We start from the raw sequence: 15,592 nt of genomic DNA, 5'->3' as shown, positions 1-15,592 counted from the left end.
TCAATACTATTATATGCCGTAGTTATCAACATCTTCCTGAGTGATTGTGCTTGCATCGAAGCCCTTCTCGTCCATGATGATGGTCTTCTCTGAAAGTGATCCGCCGCTCTCAAGAGTCTTGATGATCTCATCGATGTAGCTTGACTGGAAAGGATTGCACTGTCCATCATAGTTCCAGTTCTGAGCAAGGAGCTCTTCAAGTGCCCACTTGTTGCAGTCAAAGCCCATTACGATAACGTCTTTGCCAACACCGTGTGAGATACCAGCTGCGTCAAGAGCTGCAACTGCACCCTTAGCCATATCGTCGTTCTCAGCATAGATTACGTTGAACTTCTCGCCGGAATCGATAACTGACTGAACGATCTGCTGTGCTTTCTCAGCGTTCCACTCAGCTGTCTGCTGGTTAACGATGTTCCAGTTAGCTTCTGCTGCAACCTTCTCATCAAGAGCGCCGCTGCGTCCCTGCTGAGCTGCTGAACCCATAACACCCTGAAGGTGGATTATGTTGTACTCGTCAAGTCCCTGACCTGCAAGCCATGTAACTGCTGTCTCGCCTTCCTTAGCCATATCTGAAACGATAGAAGCTTCATAGAGGCTGGGATCTGCATCGATTGTACGGTCGAAAAGGATAACCTTGATTCCTGCTGCCTGAGCATCCTGAAGAACTGAATCCCAGCCTGCTGTATCAGCTGCGGAAAGAAGAAGGTAATCTACTTCGTCCTGAATGAATGTCTGAGCTGCTGCGATCTGCTCATCATTCTTTAAGCTGTATGCAAATGATGCATCATAGCCGTTCTCTTTTGTGAATGTAGCCTTGAGGTCAGCATCGTTAGCTGTACGATAGCCGGACTCGTTAGGATCGTTGTTGATGATACCAACCTTGATAAGGTCGCCTGAAGCTGCTGTGTCCTCAGCTGCTGTCTCTTCTGCTGCGGGCTCTTCTGCTGCTTCTTCTGCTGCAGGCTCCTCAGCTGCTGTTTCCTCTGTTGCTGTTTCCTCTGTTGCTGCAGGAGCTTCTGTAGTTGTGCTCTCTGCTGCGCCGCCGCCACATGCCACTAAGCTAAGTGTCATAGCGGATGCCATAATTACTGACAATAACTTTCTTCTCATAACTTTTTCCCTCCAAAAAATATGATGTGAATATTGGGACTTCGTCCCTGTTAGTTAATATTTTAGATTTTTGGAGAAAAAAAGCCATTGAATAAAAAACTTTATAAAGTTGGAATTTTTATCATCTTGAATTGAAAAGTTGAATTTTTTACGATTCAGGTTAAGATTTTCGGCAGACGAACCGTAACTGTGGTTCCAATGCCGTGAATACTCTCGATTTTTATACCGTATTCTTCACCAAATTCCAGACGTATTCTCTCATTTACATTATAAAGACCATAGATCGCCTTTTCATTTTCATCGCTGGAAACAAGACTCTGCTGTACCTGCTGGAGCCTGTCAAAATCCATACCCATTCCATCGTCATGAACCGTTATCACGATATCATCACCGTCGGACTTGCCGTTTACAGTGATCTTTCCGCCTCCCCGCTTATTTTTTATTCCGTGATAAAGCGCATTCTCAACTATGGGCTGAACCGTAATCTTGGGAATCTTGTATTCCCCAATCTCATCCTCAGCATCAATCTCATAGGTAAGAATATCCTGATATCTGATCTGCTGAATCTCCAGATAACTTCTTACGTGCTGAAGCTCCTCTTTTATGGTGACGATTTCCTTACCCTTGTTAAGAGAAGTCCTGAAAAAGTCAGAGAGGCTGCCAACCATCTTAACAACCTGCTTCTGGTTCCCCGCCTCCGCAGACCAAACAATGGCATCAAGGGTGTTATATAAAAAGTGAGGATTTATCTGTGCCTGCAAAAGCTCGAACTCAGCCTTACGAAGCTGCTTCTGCTCTTCTTTTACCTGCTCCTCGATGGGTCTTGTGATGATGACAGGACCAACCAATGATACGAAAACAATACTGACCACTATGAAAATAAAGATACCTATAGAAACCTTTGCCGTGTTAAGGAAAAAGGCACTGGTCTCCTCCTGGGCAGTCTGAAGCTGCTTGTTTTCATAATAGATATACTCGTTGATGGTCTCCTTGATAAGGGACGTAACTATCTGAACGTCGTTCTCCCAGATAGTCATGTTGTCGTCATACTTATCCTCGTAGTTCATGTTGTCTTCGATATGAGCGATGTATCCCTCAAGGTTATCAAGGTATTTCCCTGCGCTCTCTAGACGCTTCACATTGTCCTCAGTATCGGTCATGCCCTCAAGCCTGTGGACAACACCCCTTGCATCCGATATCAGCTGAGGTATCGCAGACTCCTCGGGAGACACATTTCCTACTATTAAAAGATAGGTCTCATAGTCAAACTTTTCCTTGAAGTCCAAACTGAACTCACTGGCTGCAACCACGGAATTAAGCATGTCATTGTAGCGCTCGTTTATGGTCCACAGATTAAAGAACGCATAAAACATGAAAACAATATTGGGAAGAAGCAGTATCAGATAGGAAAGTCTTATCTGGTCCGCAAGGTGTGATTTTGATCTGTTTCTTCTTTTTAGAAACTCCATATCAGCTTACCTCCGGAGAACTTCCGCTTCTGTACTGTGTCGGGGTCATGCCCTGGGTCTTCTTGAAAGTATATGAAAAATAGTGTGGATCCTTATAGCCCACCATAAGTCCTATCTCGTTGCTCTTCTTTGAAGTAGTGACAAGAAGCTCCTTAGCAGCATTCATACGGTAGTCAGTTAAGTACTTGATAAAGGGCTGTCCCGTCTGTGCCTTAAAAATAGCACTTAAGTGATTGGGTGAAAAATTAACGTGAGCTGCCAGCGTATTAAGCGAAAGCTCATCATCTGTGTAATTCTTCTCAATATAGGAGATAACTTCACTTACAACATCGCTGTAACGTCCCTTTGAATCAGCCTCCCTGACAGCAAGCACCTGATTGATGATCCTGCCCATGTACTTCTGAGTCTTCTCCTCATCAGAGAGAATCTCAGGTGTGGGCGTCTCCACCTCTTCACTGAGGTCCTTTCTGGAAATTCCAAGCTCATTCTCAAGGAAATCAGATACGCAAAAATAGAAATCCATTGCCACATACTGTCTGATAAGAGTAGATCTTATGGCGCTTCTGCCCATACCGTTAATGAACTCTTCAACGAAAAACTCAGTCTCAGACTTCTCACCACGTCTTAAAAATTCCTTGATAAGGCGTCTGTCAATGTGCCTTGGATCTATCTCTGACAGGATAACATTGTCGCTTCCGCTCTTAAGAGCTTCTTCCGTGCCAAACAAGAATCCGCTCTCATCTGTCAGATACATATGGGCAAAGGCTCTGCTGGCCCATCCAAAACAGGCAGGAATCTCACTGATCCTGTCAACGCTTCTGCCTACACCGCCAAAATAGCGCACATGTTTATAATCAAACAGAAGCCTTTTCATCTCCTGAATGCAACGCTCAATGCTGCCGCTTAAGGATTCATCATCATCTCCCTTAAACAGCAAAGCTATGCCTTCTATATTTAAATTAAAATAGATAGCGCCGTATTTTTCCGCAATCCTGCGGATTCCCTGCTCAACTTCAACGACGCTTCCTGAATATTCTCTCGCATCACGTTTGCCTGACCATACCCTCAGCATCAAAATGTTATATCTGATGGCGGTAATATCGATTGAAAGCTTCTTGGCATTCTCTAAAAGCTCTGAAAACTCCTTGTTGCCTGTTACGAGATCGCTGAAAAACTCCTGTTTTTCCAGCTCCATACGCTCTTCCATATCCTCTTCGTAACGCTTTTTTGCTTCAACCTCTTCCTGCCTCTCCTCTATCCTCCTGGCTACAGCGTCCACCTCTTTAAGGAGACTCTCACCGCTGATGGGCTTAGAGAGATAGCAGGATACACCTATTCTTATGGCCTCTGTGGCATACTGAAAATCCTCATAACCTGTAAGAAGAATAATCTCTATCCAGGGAAATTCTTCCTTGATCATGCGGCTCAGTGTAAGCCCGTCCATAAAGGGCATCTTAATATCAGTAATGACAATGTCCGGCTTTAACTTCTGTATCATTGAATAAGCAAGCTCCCCATCACCTGCTTCTCCGCAAAACTCATAGCCGTGGGCCTGCCAGTCCACATTGTTTTTTATGCCTTCCCTCACGACAAACTCGTCTTCAACCAAAAATACCTTCATACATTCCTCTTTTGTATAGCTTTTCAAAAAAGCCCCTCCGGTAAGTACCCGGAAGGGCTTATCTTTTCTTAAAATATCAGAACACTAAGTATTACTCGTAAATCTTAGCCTGTTCCTCACCGTTCATTACACGGAGAGCACCCTGTGCAAGAGCAAGAAGCTCATCCTCACCGGGATAAACTGTTACAGGAGCGATGAACTTAACCTTAGCTGATAATCTCTCCATGATAGGAGCATTGTAAGCGATACCGCCTGTAATAATGATCTGATCAACCTTGCCATCAAGGACAGCTGCCATTGATCCGATGTTCTTAGCAAGCTGGAAGATGAATGCATCGATAACAAGCTTAGCCTTCTCATCGCCTTCATCTCTCATCTTAACAACTTCTCTCATGTCGTTGGTGCCAAGCCAAGCATTGAAGCCGCCCTTACCAACTGCCATCTTGCGAACCTCAGCCTCAGAATACTCACCTGAGAAGCAAAGACGGATAAGACCACCTGTAGGAAGTCCGCCTGCACGCTCAGGAGACATAGCGCCGTCACCATCAAGAGCGTTGAATACATCTATGATCTGACCGTTCTTGTGAGCACCTACGGAAACACCGCCGCCAAGGTGAACTACTACAAGATTGATGTCCTCGTACTTTTTGCCGATTTCCTTTGCATATCTTCTGGCAACAGCCTTCTGATTAAGTGCATGGAAAATTGAAACTCTCGGGATCTGAGGAAGACCTGTAACTCTTGCCTCTTCGCAAAGCTCATCAACTACAACGGGATCTACGATATATGAAGGAACACCGATCTCGTCTGCGATCTCTTTTGCAAGAAGTCCGCCAAGGTTACTAGCGTGCTCACCCTGAACACCTGCCTTAAGATCTTTGATAAGTGCATCATTAACTGCGTATGTACCACCGGGAATAGGCTTAACCAGTCCGCCGCGGCCTACGATTACATTGAAGGACTTAACATCCTGATCAGCGCTCTTAAGGAAGTTAAGAATAAGCTCTTTTCTCCATCCAAGCTGATCGATGATGTGGTCGTACTTGGCAATCTCCTCTGTGGGATGGCGGAGAGTCTCCTCCATTGTAAGAGTCTCATCCTCAAAAATACCAAGCTTGGTAGATGTGGAACCCGGATTAATGATTAAACTTTTGATCATAATTGTCTCCTTCTCCCTCATCCGTCACCTACGGTGACACCTTCTCCCCAAGGGGAGAAGGCAAAGCATTCATGTCTTCCCCCTTGGGCAGAAGACAAAGCATTCATGTCTTCCCCCCTTGTTAAGAAGACAAAGCATTCATGCCTTTCCCCCTTGGTAAGAAGGCTAAGCATTCATGTCTTTCCCCCTTGGTAAGAAGGCAAAGCATTCATGCCTTCCCCCTTTGGGGGAAGGTGGCACGAAGTGCCGGATGAGGGCTCATTATTATAAATTTTTCTCTTCTGCTACTACTGCTGCCAGTGCGATAGAGTTGAGCTTAACCTCAACAGAATCGGAACGTGATGTAAGGATAACGGGAGCCTGTGTTCCTGTTAAGATGTTACCGTTTTTAACTGTTGCAAGACGAACGATGGTCTTGTATGTAAGGTTACCTGCGTGAATGTCAGGGAAAAGAAGAATATCAGCATCACCGACAATCTTACGATCCTTAGCGCCAGCCTTGTGCTCAGCTGCTGAAGGATCAATAGCAAGGTCCATGGAAAGAGGTCCGTCAACGATGCAGTTCTTGATCTCGCCGGCTTCGTTAAGGCGTGTAAGCTCTGCTGCCTCAACTGTAACAGGCATCTTATCGTTAACAACTTCTACTGCTGCAAGAGGAGCAACCTTAGGGCACTCAACACCGCAAGCTCTTGCTACGTTAACTGTATATTCAATGATAACCTTTTTATCTTCAAGTGTGGGATAAGGCATGAATGCAACGTCTGTAAGGAAAAGAAGACGGTCGATTCCGGGAATCTCAAATACGCAAACGTGAGAAAGGGGACGACCTGTACGAAGACCAACTTCCTTGTTAAGAACTGACTTAAGGAAAGTCTTGGAATCAAGCTGACCCTTCATATAGATATCAGCCTTGCCGTCGTGTACAAGTGAAACAGCCTTGGTAGCAGCCTCAACTGTATCCTTCACGTCAATGATCTCAAACTGAGAAAGGTCCATGCCCATCTCACCTGCGATTCTCTCAATCTCATCCTTATCACCTACAAGGATTGCATCAGCAATTCCGCGCTCCTTAGCAAGTTTAACAGCCTCAAGAACAGGTTCATCCTGTGCGCATGCAACTGCAAGCTTTTTGGTGCTGGCTGTCTTAAGCTTGGCAAGGATATCATCGAAACTCTTACTCATTATATGTACCTCCTGGATAAAAAAATAAAAATTAGAATCTAAACAAAAAAAGTTCACCGGCGCAAATTATCACGCCGGGTGTTTACTTAAACACCGTATGAATTTTACCACGATGTGCCCTCTTTTTCAATTTTGTTCGTCAATCATCAAACCTTCCGAAAAATTCTTTGATAATATAAGTGGGAACCTCAGAATTCATGACATATTCAGTATCCGCATCTATTATAGACAGAAAAATATTCGCTATCTCAGGGTCAAACTGTGTGCCCCTGCCCTTCTCTATCTCGCTTCTGACCTTTTTCTGCTTCATGACACCCTGATAACATCTCTCAGAGCTCATGGCATCATAAGCATCGGCGATAGCTATGATCCTGGCTTCTTCAGGAATAGCCTCACCCTTGAGACCGTCGGGATATCCGTTGCCGTCATACCTCTCATGATGCCATCGGGCTCCTACTGCAAGACCCGGTATTTCAGTGATATCCTGCAGAATCTTAGCACCAAACATAGGATGCTTTTTCATAAGGGTATATTCTTCATCCATCAGACACTCAGCCTTACTGATAATCTCGTTAGGAATCCCAATCTTACCGATATCATGCATAAGACCCATCTGATAAATCTCAAACTGCTCAGCCCTGCTTTTGCCCATACGCTTGGCGATCTCCATGGAATACAGAGCCACGCGCTCCGAATGATCGTGGGTATAGTGTCCGTTCTCATCGGCAACCTTGGCAAGGGCATGCATCAGCTGATCTGCCAGTTTTTTCTCTCTGTGATATTTTTCCTCGTAATCTATCACTTGAAACCTCTTCTAACTAATAATACTTAAAAACCTTCTTTTCTTCTCTGAACGCGAAGCTCTATTCTCTTCTCAGCTCCCTGCCACTCTGCTCTCTCAGCTTCAGTGCGCACATTCAGACCATAAGGAACCGTGGTGGGTCTTCCGTCCTCATCAACGCAAACCTCTGTAAGATAAGCTCTGTTCACCACATGTCTCATACCTGTGCGAAGGTCCTCAACATAAGTGTCCACTCTTACCTCCATAGAGGTCTTGCCCACATGGGTAATCCTTCCTATCAAAACCACGATGTCGTTGAGCAGTACAGGCTGCTTAAACTGCATATTGTCGATTGCAGCTGTAGTTACAGGAGTACCTGCATGTCTGAGAGCAACCATACCTGCAACCTCATCGATCCAGCGCATAAGCTCTCCGCCAAACATTCTCTCATATCCGTTTATCTGATTATACTGGACCACTCTTGTGATCTCTGTGATGGAATCCTCAACACTTTTATTGGCAATCTGGTGATCAACATGAAAAACTCTGTTATTCATAGCCTACCTCCGTGATTTTTTATACTAGTATTGTACCATGAATAATATTTTTAGGACATAAATTAGAATTTCGCTCGCGAAATTCTCGCGCGCGAGCGGTATTGCGAAGCAATAAATTTCCTTTCCGCGAGCTGCGCATCCTCACGGAGTGTTTTCTATAATACGAGGTTTCCTCGTATTATAGAAAACGGGACCGGCACACTTCAATGTGCCGATCCCATTTTAAGTTTTACTTATTCAGGTTAACGAACGAATTATTCTTCGTCTTCCTTACGCCTTCTACCGGTAACAAGGATTGTTGCTACTGCTCCGGCTGCAATGAGAAGAACGATTACTCTTGAAGCATTGGTGTTATCATCTGTACCACCTCTTCTTGCTCCAAGTACACCGGGCTCTTCCTGCTCTCTCTTTGCTCCAAGAACTGCTGCAGGCTCATCTGCAGGTCTCTTAGCGCCAAGTACCTGTGTATCGTTGTCATCGTCATCATCATTGTCTGCTGCGTTATTGTTGTTGCGGCGACGCTCTCTACGATTATCATCATCGTCATCATCATCGTCGTCATCGTCATCCCTGTTTGTATCAGTAGTTGCTGTTACCTTAAGTTTGCCGTAAACCTTGGTAATCTGGTAGTTGCCAACCTTGGTCTGCTCATTTGCAGGTGCGAAATCAAACTCGTTATCGCACTCACCAACCTCTGTCTGGCTCTTTGTGAAGGTGTATGTAAATGCATCACCCTCTGCAAGCTCAGGACTATTTGTTGCAGACTCCATTCTAAGCGGCTGACCGTCATAAACCTTCTCTGCTGATCCTGATGTAATAGTAATAGGCTTAGGTGTGATCTTGAACTTGCCCTTAATAATTGTCATGTGTTCAACATCGAAGAATTCTGTTACATCAGTAGCATCAGCTCCGGTACCATCCATGATTACAGGTGTTCCTACAAGATCAAGCTCATAAGTATCAACGTCTCTTGCAGTTACTTCTACCCTAAGTCCCTTAGCATAGAATGTAACGCCGTCAATCTCAAAGCTGTGCAGATCTTCTTCAGTAGTAGCATGTGCCTTAAGTCCGAAGAAGCTTGTCAGTCCACCAATAAAGCTGTTAAGAGCCTCAACCATAGGTCTTAGTACTTCCTTAGGTGCCTCACCGGAAATCTTGTAATCAAAATCAGGACCTGTCCAGGTCTTTCCTGAGAACTGCTCTTCTCCGCCGATTGACTCAGCTGTAAGTGTATACAGTCCTGCAGGAGGATTGATCTTCAGATAACCATCTTCAACCATGAAGAATACGCGGTAGTTAGTATCTGTATTAACAAAACGTGTATAGTTTTCTCTCTCATCCATCTGGTCAAGTCCCATAGGATAAGTTCCAACATTCTTTTTGGTTAATACAGGAACAGCGATTGCTCCGTCTTCTTTCTCAAGCTCGCCGATCTTGGTTCCATCAAACTCTACAGATTTATCGATATCATACTTGCTTACTGCGTCCGGTGTATTTGTTGACTGAGCAAACTCTTCATCAAGTCCGATATCAAATCCCTTTACAGAAATTTCCTTGCCGGTCCAGGGATCGCCTTCGCCATTGTTGTGTCCTGTAACTCTAACCACCAGCTCTACAGGATTTATAATGAGCCCGCCATCACTTGTAATAATATAGCTTACTTTATAGTTCTTATTAGAACACTCAAAGCTATCCTCTGTAAGACCCATAGCATAAGGAACATCCTGTACATCTGTACCGGTTGCGATTCCTTCACCATCCTTAAGAATAATCTGTGAAGCATCTATGAGATCGCAATCCTCACCATCCTTCTTAATGCTATCAACTGTGAACTTATCAAGACCTTCGAACTGCTCATCAGCGGTTGACTGCTTTTCTCCACTGTAAAGAGTCTCAAGGATCTCGCCATGAAGTGTTACTACAATACCTTCTACAGGCTTAATCAGGATATAACCGTCTTTGGTCTTACCATCATCACCTTCAACAATCTCGAATTCCACATCTGTGAAATTCTCATTGTTGCACTGGAAGTGATCTTTTGTGAGGTTCATAGGATAAGGATCATCACTTGATTCTGTACCATGTGCCTCAGCCGTTTTACCTTCTGCAAGGACGATATCGGTATCTGCAAGACCTGCTACAGGCTTGTTATCTTCTGTAAGCTTGGATACAACTGCATAACCATTTCCGTTAAATCCGGCAGTCTCGAATTCATCTGTGGACTGCTTGTTACCTGTGTAGTAGGTTTCAACCTGCTCACCCTTGATCTTTACTATTACCTTAGAAGTAATCTTATTGATCTTAAGGTAACCATCCTCAACCTCAATGTCGATATCTAAGCCTTCTTTACCTGCTACAGGAGTTGCTACAAAGTTGTTCTCTGTAAATTTATTCTCGTATGTACCTGCGTCTGTCTTTACCAGAGGATATTTAAGACCTAAATCTACTGAGCTTATTGTAAAGTCACTCTCAGATACTTCATATCCTGTCTCTGCTTCAACAGATTCGATGATCCATCCGTTAGCCCAATTTGCGTTAGGCGCTGTCTTATCTTTAAGATTTGAATCTGCCTGAGACTTCTCTGTTCCATCGTAGTCAGTCTCACACTGCTTACCTCTTACAGTTACAGTAACCTTAATAGGTGAATAAACAACTTTGATAACATTCTTTGATGCGTCTGCATCTATAGTTTCAATTGTATTCTTCTGAACACCCTTCTTATAGCCGCCGGGTCTCTTAGCATTTATTGTTGCATCATCGAGCTGGCCTACGCTACTTCCAACAGTTACATTATCAACTGTTTCTGTACCGATAGGATCTCCTACAGGATTGCCATTAGCATCACCCTTGTAGTACTCGATTGTGTAGGATGTACTCTTAAGTGTATACAGAACCTTGATGACCTGAGGAATGAGTTCTCCATCATCGTTATACTTATTCTCAGTTACTGTATATGATTCAGGATTCTGAACTCCGTCATTATAATTTGCATAATCGCTGCCAAGATATGTCTCTGTCTTGCGTGCATTGAGCTGCTCTTCAGTAAGTCCAAGAACCTGACCCTTTGTGGCATTCTCTACTGTAATGTCAGCATAGTTATTGCCATCCTTGATATGATTTTCTTCATCAAAGGTATCCTTGTAGTACTTAATTGTGTACTGAGGAGCCTGTTCTTCCCATACTGCGAACATTGCCTGATAAGGCATATTCTCATCTGCTGCTACCTGTGATACAACTTTGCCTGTAGCACTATTTAAATGATACTTTCCATCTACATAGTAGAGGTAAGGTGTAAGGTTATCCTGAGACCACTTATCAGTCTGGTCTGTCATGAAAGCATTTGCCTCAGTTGCAGCCTCTGTAGCATCAGTGGATGTACTCATATTAACCTTTGCCCATCCAAGGAATGTATATCCATTGCGTGTAGGAGCTTCCTGTATGCTAACTGCGTCATTGACATTCAGAGGAACATCCTTATCGCCATCCTTCTTTGTTCTGTCAACATGATAAGCCGCGTTACCATCATTCTTAAACCAAGGAATAAATGTAGGTGTAGGATCACCAGGTTCTTTGTACTCTGCGCGAAGCTGAACGGTATAGGTTACATCACCGTCTATCTGAGCAGCAGTTATTACATTACCCTCTTCATCCTTAATCTGTGCATTTTCAACAAGTACAGTAAATGTAGTTCCCGGAAGGACTATGGCATCCTCACCTGTAAGATCTACAAAATCTGTGCCATTCCACTTCTGGACTACCCAGTGTGAGAACAACTTACCTTCAGGAGCCTTCTCTGCAGGCATTGCTGCTACTTCAGCGCTGTCTACATAGATATTGGAATCCTTCTTAATCTTATCTGTATCATTTGTATCCTTGTACAGATACTGAACATTAATTCCCTCTGCACCTTCGATAGTCCTTCTCCACTTAGCATAGAGGTTGAGTTCCTTGGTAATCCATGGACGATTAGCATCTTTATTGACAGCAGTAGCAGGATCGACAATATTGCCATACTTATCCATAACATCTGTCATATGACTGGGATCACGATCCTCTGTAACTACAGTGTCATCAAGATGAGTATCAGAATAATTAAAGAGTGTCAGCTTGCCGCTTGCATCTTTTGTAAACCATCCACCGAATTCATATCCTGTCCTTGTTCCTGAAGGAGCACTGATCTTACCACCGTTCTCAACACGGAATGTCATCTCCTGTGAATCATTATGCCAGTCAAGGGATTCATCACCATCAGCATTTGGATGTAAGAATACACGGTATTCTTTCTGCATCCACTTTGCAAATACTGTGATACCACCAACGGGCATGGTAGTGAACTCATAAGGTACTGTGCAGGAAGCATCAGCATACCATCCGGCAAATACATAGCCCGTCTCTATGGGGCTTGTAGGCTCATATTCTCTTATCGTTTGAGGAATTACAGCGCCTTGCTCAAGCTCTGCACTCTCATGGATAAGACGCTCATCATGGTGTATGCTTACCTTTGTCCTATCGCCATAGTAAAGTCCGTCAAAGAATCTTACTTTGTTAGAAGTACGGTTGTAAACGAAGTTGATATTTAAAACTTCTCTTCCGCTCTCAATGGTAGTCCATCTAAGGTTATTAAAATGCTCACCTGTACCATTTACTTCCCAATTCTGTCCTCTCCAGTCTACAAAGTCAAAACCTGTATACTGATGAGGTGTCTGAGACCTTACTTCATCATTACTGGATCTGGAAATTATATCTTCTGCTTTATAATATTTCTTGCCATTCCATTCCTGGGGATTGGAAACTGTCATTCCATCAGGCACTTCATACCATACATGATACACCCAATTATAGAATTCGTTATATCGAACTATCAGGTAGTTGCCGTTTATATCATTGGTCTTTCCAAGAATCTTGCCGTCAAGGATTGACATTGACCCCTTGATAGTACCTCTTCCGGAACTTGTTGCTTCGGGTTTCAGTTCACATCCGACCATCATGATGAAACTTACAGGTGCATATGATTGAGTACTACCATTTACACGAACGGTCGCTCTGCCAAGCTTATCATAGCTGGGCCACTTTGAAGATATATCCTCTCCGTAATAAGCTTCAAGGATGAAATAGCTACCATTGCCGTCTGTATGAAGGGGATAATCAATTTGAGGCAACTGTCTTACATCATTATACCAGGTCGCAAGACCCGAAAAGTCGGAGCCACTACCGGAATTTGCTGCTACCCTATTGCTACTATCGTATACATAGAACTTTACGTTATACACAATTCTGTCATAGTAGAAGTTAATAACAGAATCACCTTCAGGCTTAATTTTTACCTGCTTTGCTTCTTCATCATTTGCATAAGCATCAGGATAAAGCGCCTTATTCTTTTCGATAGTCTTATTAAGATTTACACTAAAGCCCTTGTAATGTCCAAATTCTTCTGCATTCTTCTTGGGAGAATAAATATAATCCTCATCACCATTATCTTTAAATGTATAAGGAATATTATTTCCTACGTTTGCAGGATCTGCGGGATAATCCGCAGGATCATATACAAATGCATCCTTAAGCTCATATCCTGATCTATCCTTATTCTGCGTCCAGATAACGATTGTATAAGCTGCATTTGTAATCGGTGTCCACTTAGCATATATAATCTTTGTCTTATCAAGAGTGCCTGTGAAGGAGAATGTGTCGCCTTCAACACACTCAGCTGTATTATACCAACCTCCGAATACATAACCGTTGCGCTTCATATCTTCATCAAGGCGCTTGTTATACAAAGGTGTTCCTGTCTTAAAGAACTCGGGCGCGGTATAAGTTGCACCCTTTCCGTTCTCATCATAGATGAGCCATGCGCCAGCAGGTGCATCTACTGCGAAGGTAACATCACCCTTTATAGTTATGGTCTCGTTAGGCTTGAAGGGTTCTGCATCTGTCTGGGAGTACGCATTATCTCCTCTCTTTACGATGTTCTCCTTACCCTCACGAACAAGCCATCCGAGGAACGCGTGACTGTCATCAGCTTCATAACCCATTGTTATCTTATAGGTTGCATATGCAGCTTCACCTTCTGCATTTTCACTTATCTGCACAGTGTCGCTTCCAAGTGAAGTGTCGTTATCTCCAAGATATTTAACAGTATAGCCGTTAACTATAACTGCATAATATGTAACCTTTGTGCCGCCTTCAGAATCAGCATCTTTAACAGCATCCCAATTGTAATTTTCTGTAAAGAGTTTACGTATATCTGCAATGCTAAGACTCTCTGTATCTGCGGTGTAATTCTTCTCAGTAGTCCATCCCTTAAAGCTTGTTCCTGGCTTAAGTTCAAAGGCGGGATCATAGATAACCTGCTCCATGTTGTCACCTTCCTTGACATACATGGAAGCAATGTTAACTTCACCATTCTCTGCTTCCTTATCAACCATTGCAAAATTAACAAGCACACGGGCGTTTTCTTCGCCGGGTCCTACAACAATTGCATAGATTGAGAAATCTTTAGAAGTAAATTGTGCAGTTTCATTCTTGATTGTTGCATCAATAACTTCTGTACTATTGTCATCATCTACGTGTACAAGAGTTGTATTATCTTTCTCGATGGCGGGAGTCTTGATAACTACGCTGATAGCGCACTTAGGCTCAATATCATTGCCATCTGCATCATTAAATGTAATATCTACAGCAACAGCTGTCTGCTTGCTGTTATCAATGTCACTGTTTGCTGCATCCTTAACAGCATCAAGAATCTCAGGATTCTCGACATCAGTTACAAACATATCTGTCTCAGCAGGGAACGCGCCTTCAGGAGCACTTACATTAACGGTAATACCATTCTCGGAAGTCTTCTCGAAATCCTGTGCAGGCATTTCTTCTTCAGGCTCTTCGACCTTTTCTTCCTTAGCCTTGAAGTTAGCTGTGTAAACTGCTTCATTGACGATCTTATCGCCTGCAGGTACGAATGTAGCCTCTTCGCAAACCGGTGTGCCTGCTGCGTCAGTCCAGTTTACAAACTCAAAGCCTTCATTAGCTGTTGCCAAAGCGCCTTCAAATGCAGCGCCTTCTATACTCATATCAACAGTCTCAGCATCCTTGGAAACTGTTCCGCCTTCGCCGGCTACGAATCTGATCGTAACTGCTGTTGCGGGTGTTTCATCTGCAGGTGTCTCTGCTGCAGGCGTCTCGTCCGCCGGAGTCTCTGCTGCGGGAGCGTCTTCTGCAGGTGCCTCTGCGGGTGTTTCGTCCGCCGGAGTCTCTGCTGCAGGTGTCTCATCTGCAGGTGTCTCTTCCGCAGGAGTCTCATCTGCAGGTGTCTCTTCTGCGGGAGTCTCCTCAGGCTGAGCTTCCTCTTCCTGTGCAGGCTGTTCTTCTTCCTGCTGTTCAGGCTGAGGTTCTTCTGCAGGAGCTTCCTCTTCAGGTTCTTCCTGTTCTTCTTCAGGTTCTTCCTGAATCTCCTCTTCTGCAGGAGTTTCCTGCTCAGCGCCGATAGGCTCGGAAAACACAGGGCTGTAATCAACGTCTTCTGCCTGCTCGGGGGCACCTTCATCAGCGCGAACGCCGATACTGTTGTAATCAGAGCCAAAGGTCGTTACAAGCAGTGTCAGTGCCAAAAGCAGTGCAAACTTTCTAGCAATGTTCTTTCTCATAGATATTCCCCCTCTAATGAAAAAAAATTGGGTTTATCAACCTCATGTTACTCTTTAATTATATGAAATTTCTTTT

At 43.8% G+C, this 15,592-nt stretch carries 8 protein-coding genes; all 8 read right to left on the bottom strand.

Annotation, left to right across the window (positions count from 1 at the left end):
• Positions 1 to 9: 9 nt before the first annotated feature.
• The 8 genes from G610_RS0111205 to G610_RS20605 all read right to left on the bottom strand — a co-directional run bounded on the left by G610_RS0111205 (position 10) and on the right by G610_RS20605 (position 15,516).
• Positions 10 to 1,110 carry an ABC transporter substrate-binding protein gene (locus G610_RS0111205; protein ID WP_026524868.1) on the bottom strand — a complete coding sequence of 367 codons (1,101 nt, stop codon included), beginning with the start codon at positions 1,108 to 1,110 and terminating at the stop codon, positions 10 to 12.
• 155 nt (positions 1,111 to 1,265) lie between these two features.
• A complete protein-coding gene (locus G610_RS0111200; RefSeq protein ID WP_026524867.1) occupies positions 1,266 to 2,579 on the bottom strand; it encodes a sensor histidine kinase in 1,314 nt (437 codons plus the stop codon).
• 1 nt (position 2,580) lies between these two features.
• Positions 2,581 to 4,227, bottom strand: a complete 1,647-nt coding sequence (locus G610_RS0111195) for a response regulator transcription factor (RefSeq protein WP_026524866.1) — start codon at positions 4,225 to 4,227, stop codon at positions 2,581 to 2,583.
• Positions 4,228 to 4,291: 64 nt separating this feature from the next.
• Positions 4,292 to 5,359 (bottom strand): butyrate kinase, encoded by a 1,068-nt coding sequence (buk, locus tag G610_RS0111190; protein WP_035793740.1) that lies wholly within the window; start codon positions 5,357 to 5,359, stop codon positions 4,292 to 4,294.
• A gap of 264 nt (positions 5,360 to 5,623) precedes the next feature.
• On the bottom strand, positions 5,624 to 6,541 hold the full coding sequence (gene ptb, locus G610_RS0111180) for a phosphate butyryltransferase (RefSeq protein ID WP_026496118.1): 918 nt from the start codon (positions 6,539 to 6,541) through the stop codon (positions 5,624 to 5,626).
• A gap of 139 nt (positions 6,542 to 6,680) precedes the next feature.
• Positions 6,681 to 7,343, bottom strand: a complete 663-nt coding sequence (locus G610_RS20610; protein ID WP_051197942.1) for an HD-GYP domain-containing protein — start codon at positions 7,341 to 7,343, stop codon at positions 6,681 to 6,683.
• 26 nt (positions 7,344 to 7,369) lie between these two features.
• Positions 7,370 to 7,879 (bottom strand): acyl-CoA thioesterase, encoded by a 510-nt coding sequence (locus G610_RS0111170; RefSeq protein WP_051197941.1) that lies wholly within the window; start codon positions 7,877 to 7,879, stop codon positions 7,370 to 7,372.
• 254 nt (positions 7,880 to 8,133) lie between these two features.
• Positions 8,134 to 15,516, bottom strand: a complete 7,383-nt coding sequence (locus G610_RS20605) for an InlB B-repeat-containing protein (RefSeq protein ID WP_035797418.1) — start codon at positions 15,514 to 15,516, stop codon at positions 8,134 to 8,136.
• Positions 15,517 to 15,592 lie beyond the last annotated feature (76 nt).

Origin of the sequence: Butyrivibrio sp. MB2005 (assembly GCF_000424285.1) — a bacterium.
Taxonomy (GTDB): domain Bacteria; phylum Bacillota; class Clostridia; order Lachnospirales; family Lachnospiraceae; genus Butyrivibrio.
This window is presented reverse-complemented; position numbering and strand designations above follow the sequence as displayed.

Excerpts from the sequence above, each read along its gene's own strand:
- G610_RS0111170 (WP_051197941.1), bottom strand. The coding sequence starts at position 7,879 with ATGAATAACAGAGTTTTTCATGTTGATCACCAGATTGCCAATAAAAGT.
- ptb (WP_026496118.1), bottom strand. The coding sequence starts at position 6,541 with ATGAGTAAGAGTTTCGATGATATCCTTGCCAAGCTTAAGACAGCCAGC.
- G610_RS20605 (WP_035797418.1), bottom strand. The coding sequence starts at position 15,516 with ATGAGAAAGAACATTGCTAGAAAGTTTGCACTGCTTTTGGCACTGACA.
- G610_RS0111205 (WP_026524868.1), bottom strand. The coding sequence starts at position 1,110 with ATGAGAAGAAAGTTATTGTCAGTAATTATGGCATCCGCTATGACACTT.
- buk (WP_035793740.1), bottom strand. The coding sequence starts at position 5,359 with ATGATCAAAAGTTTAATCATTAATCCGGGTTCCACATCTACCAAGCTT.
- G610_RS0111200 (WP_026524867.1), bottom strand. The coding sequence starts at position 2,579 with ATGGAGTTTCTAAAAAGAAGAAACAGATCAAAATCACACCTTGCGGAC.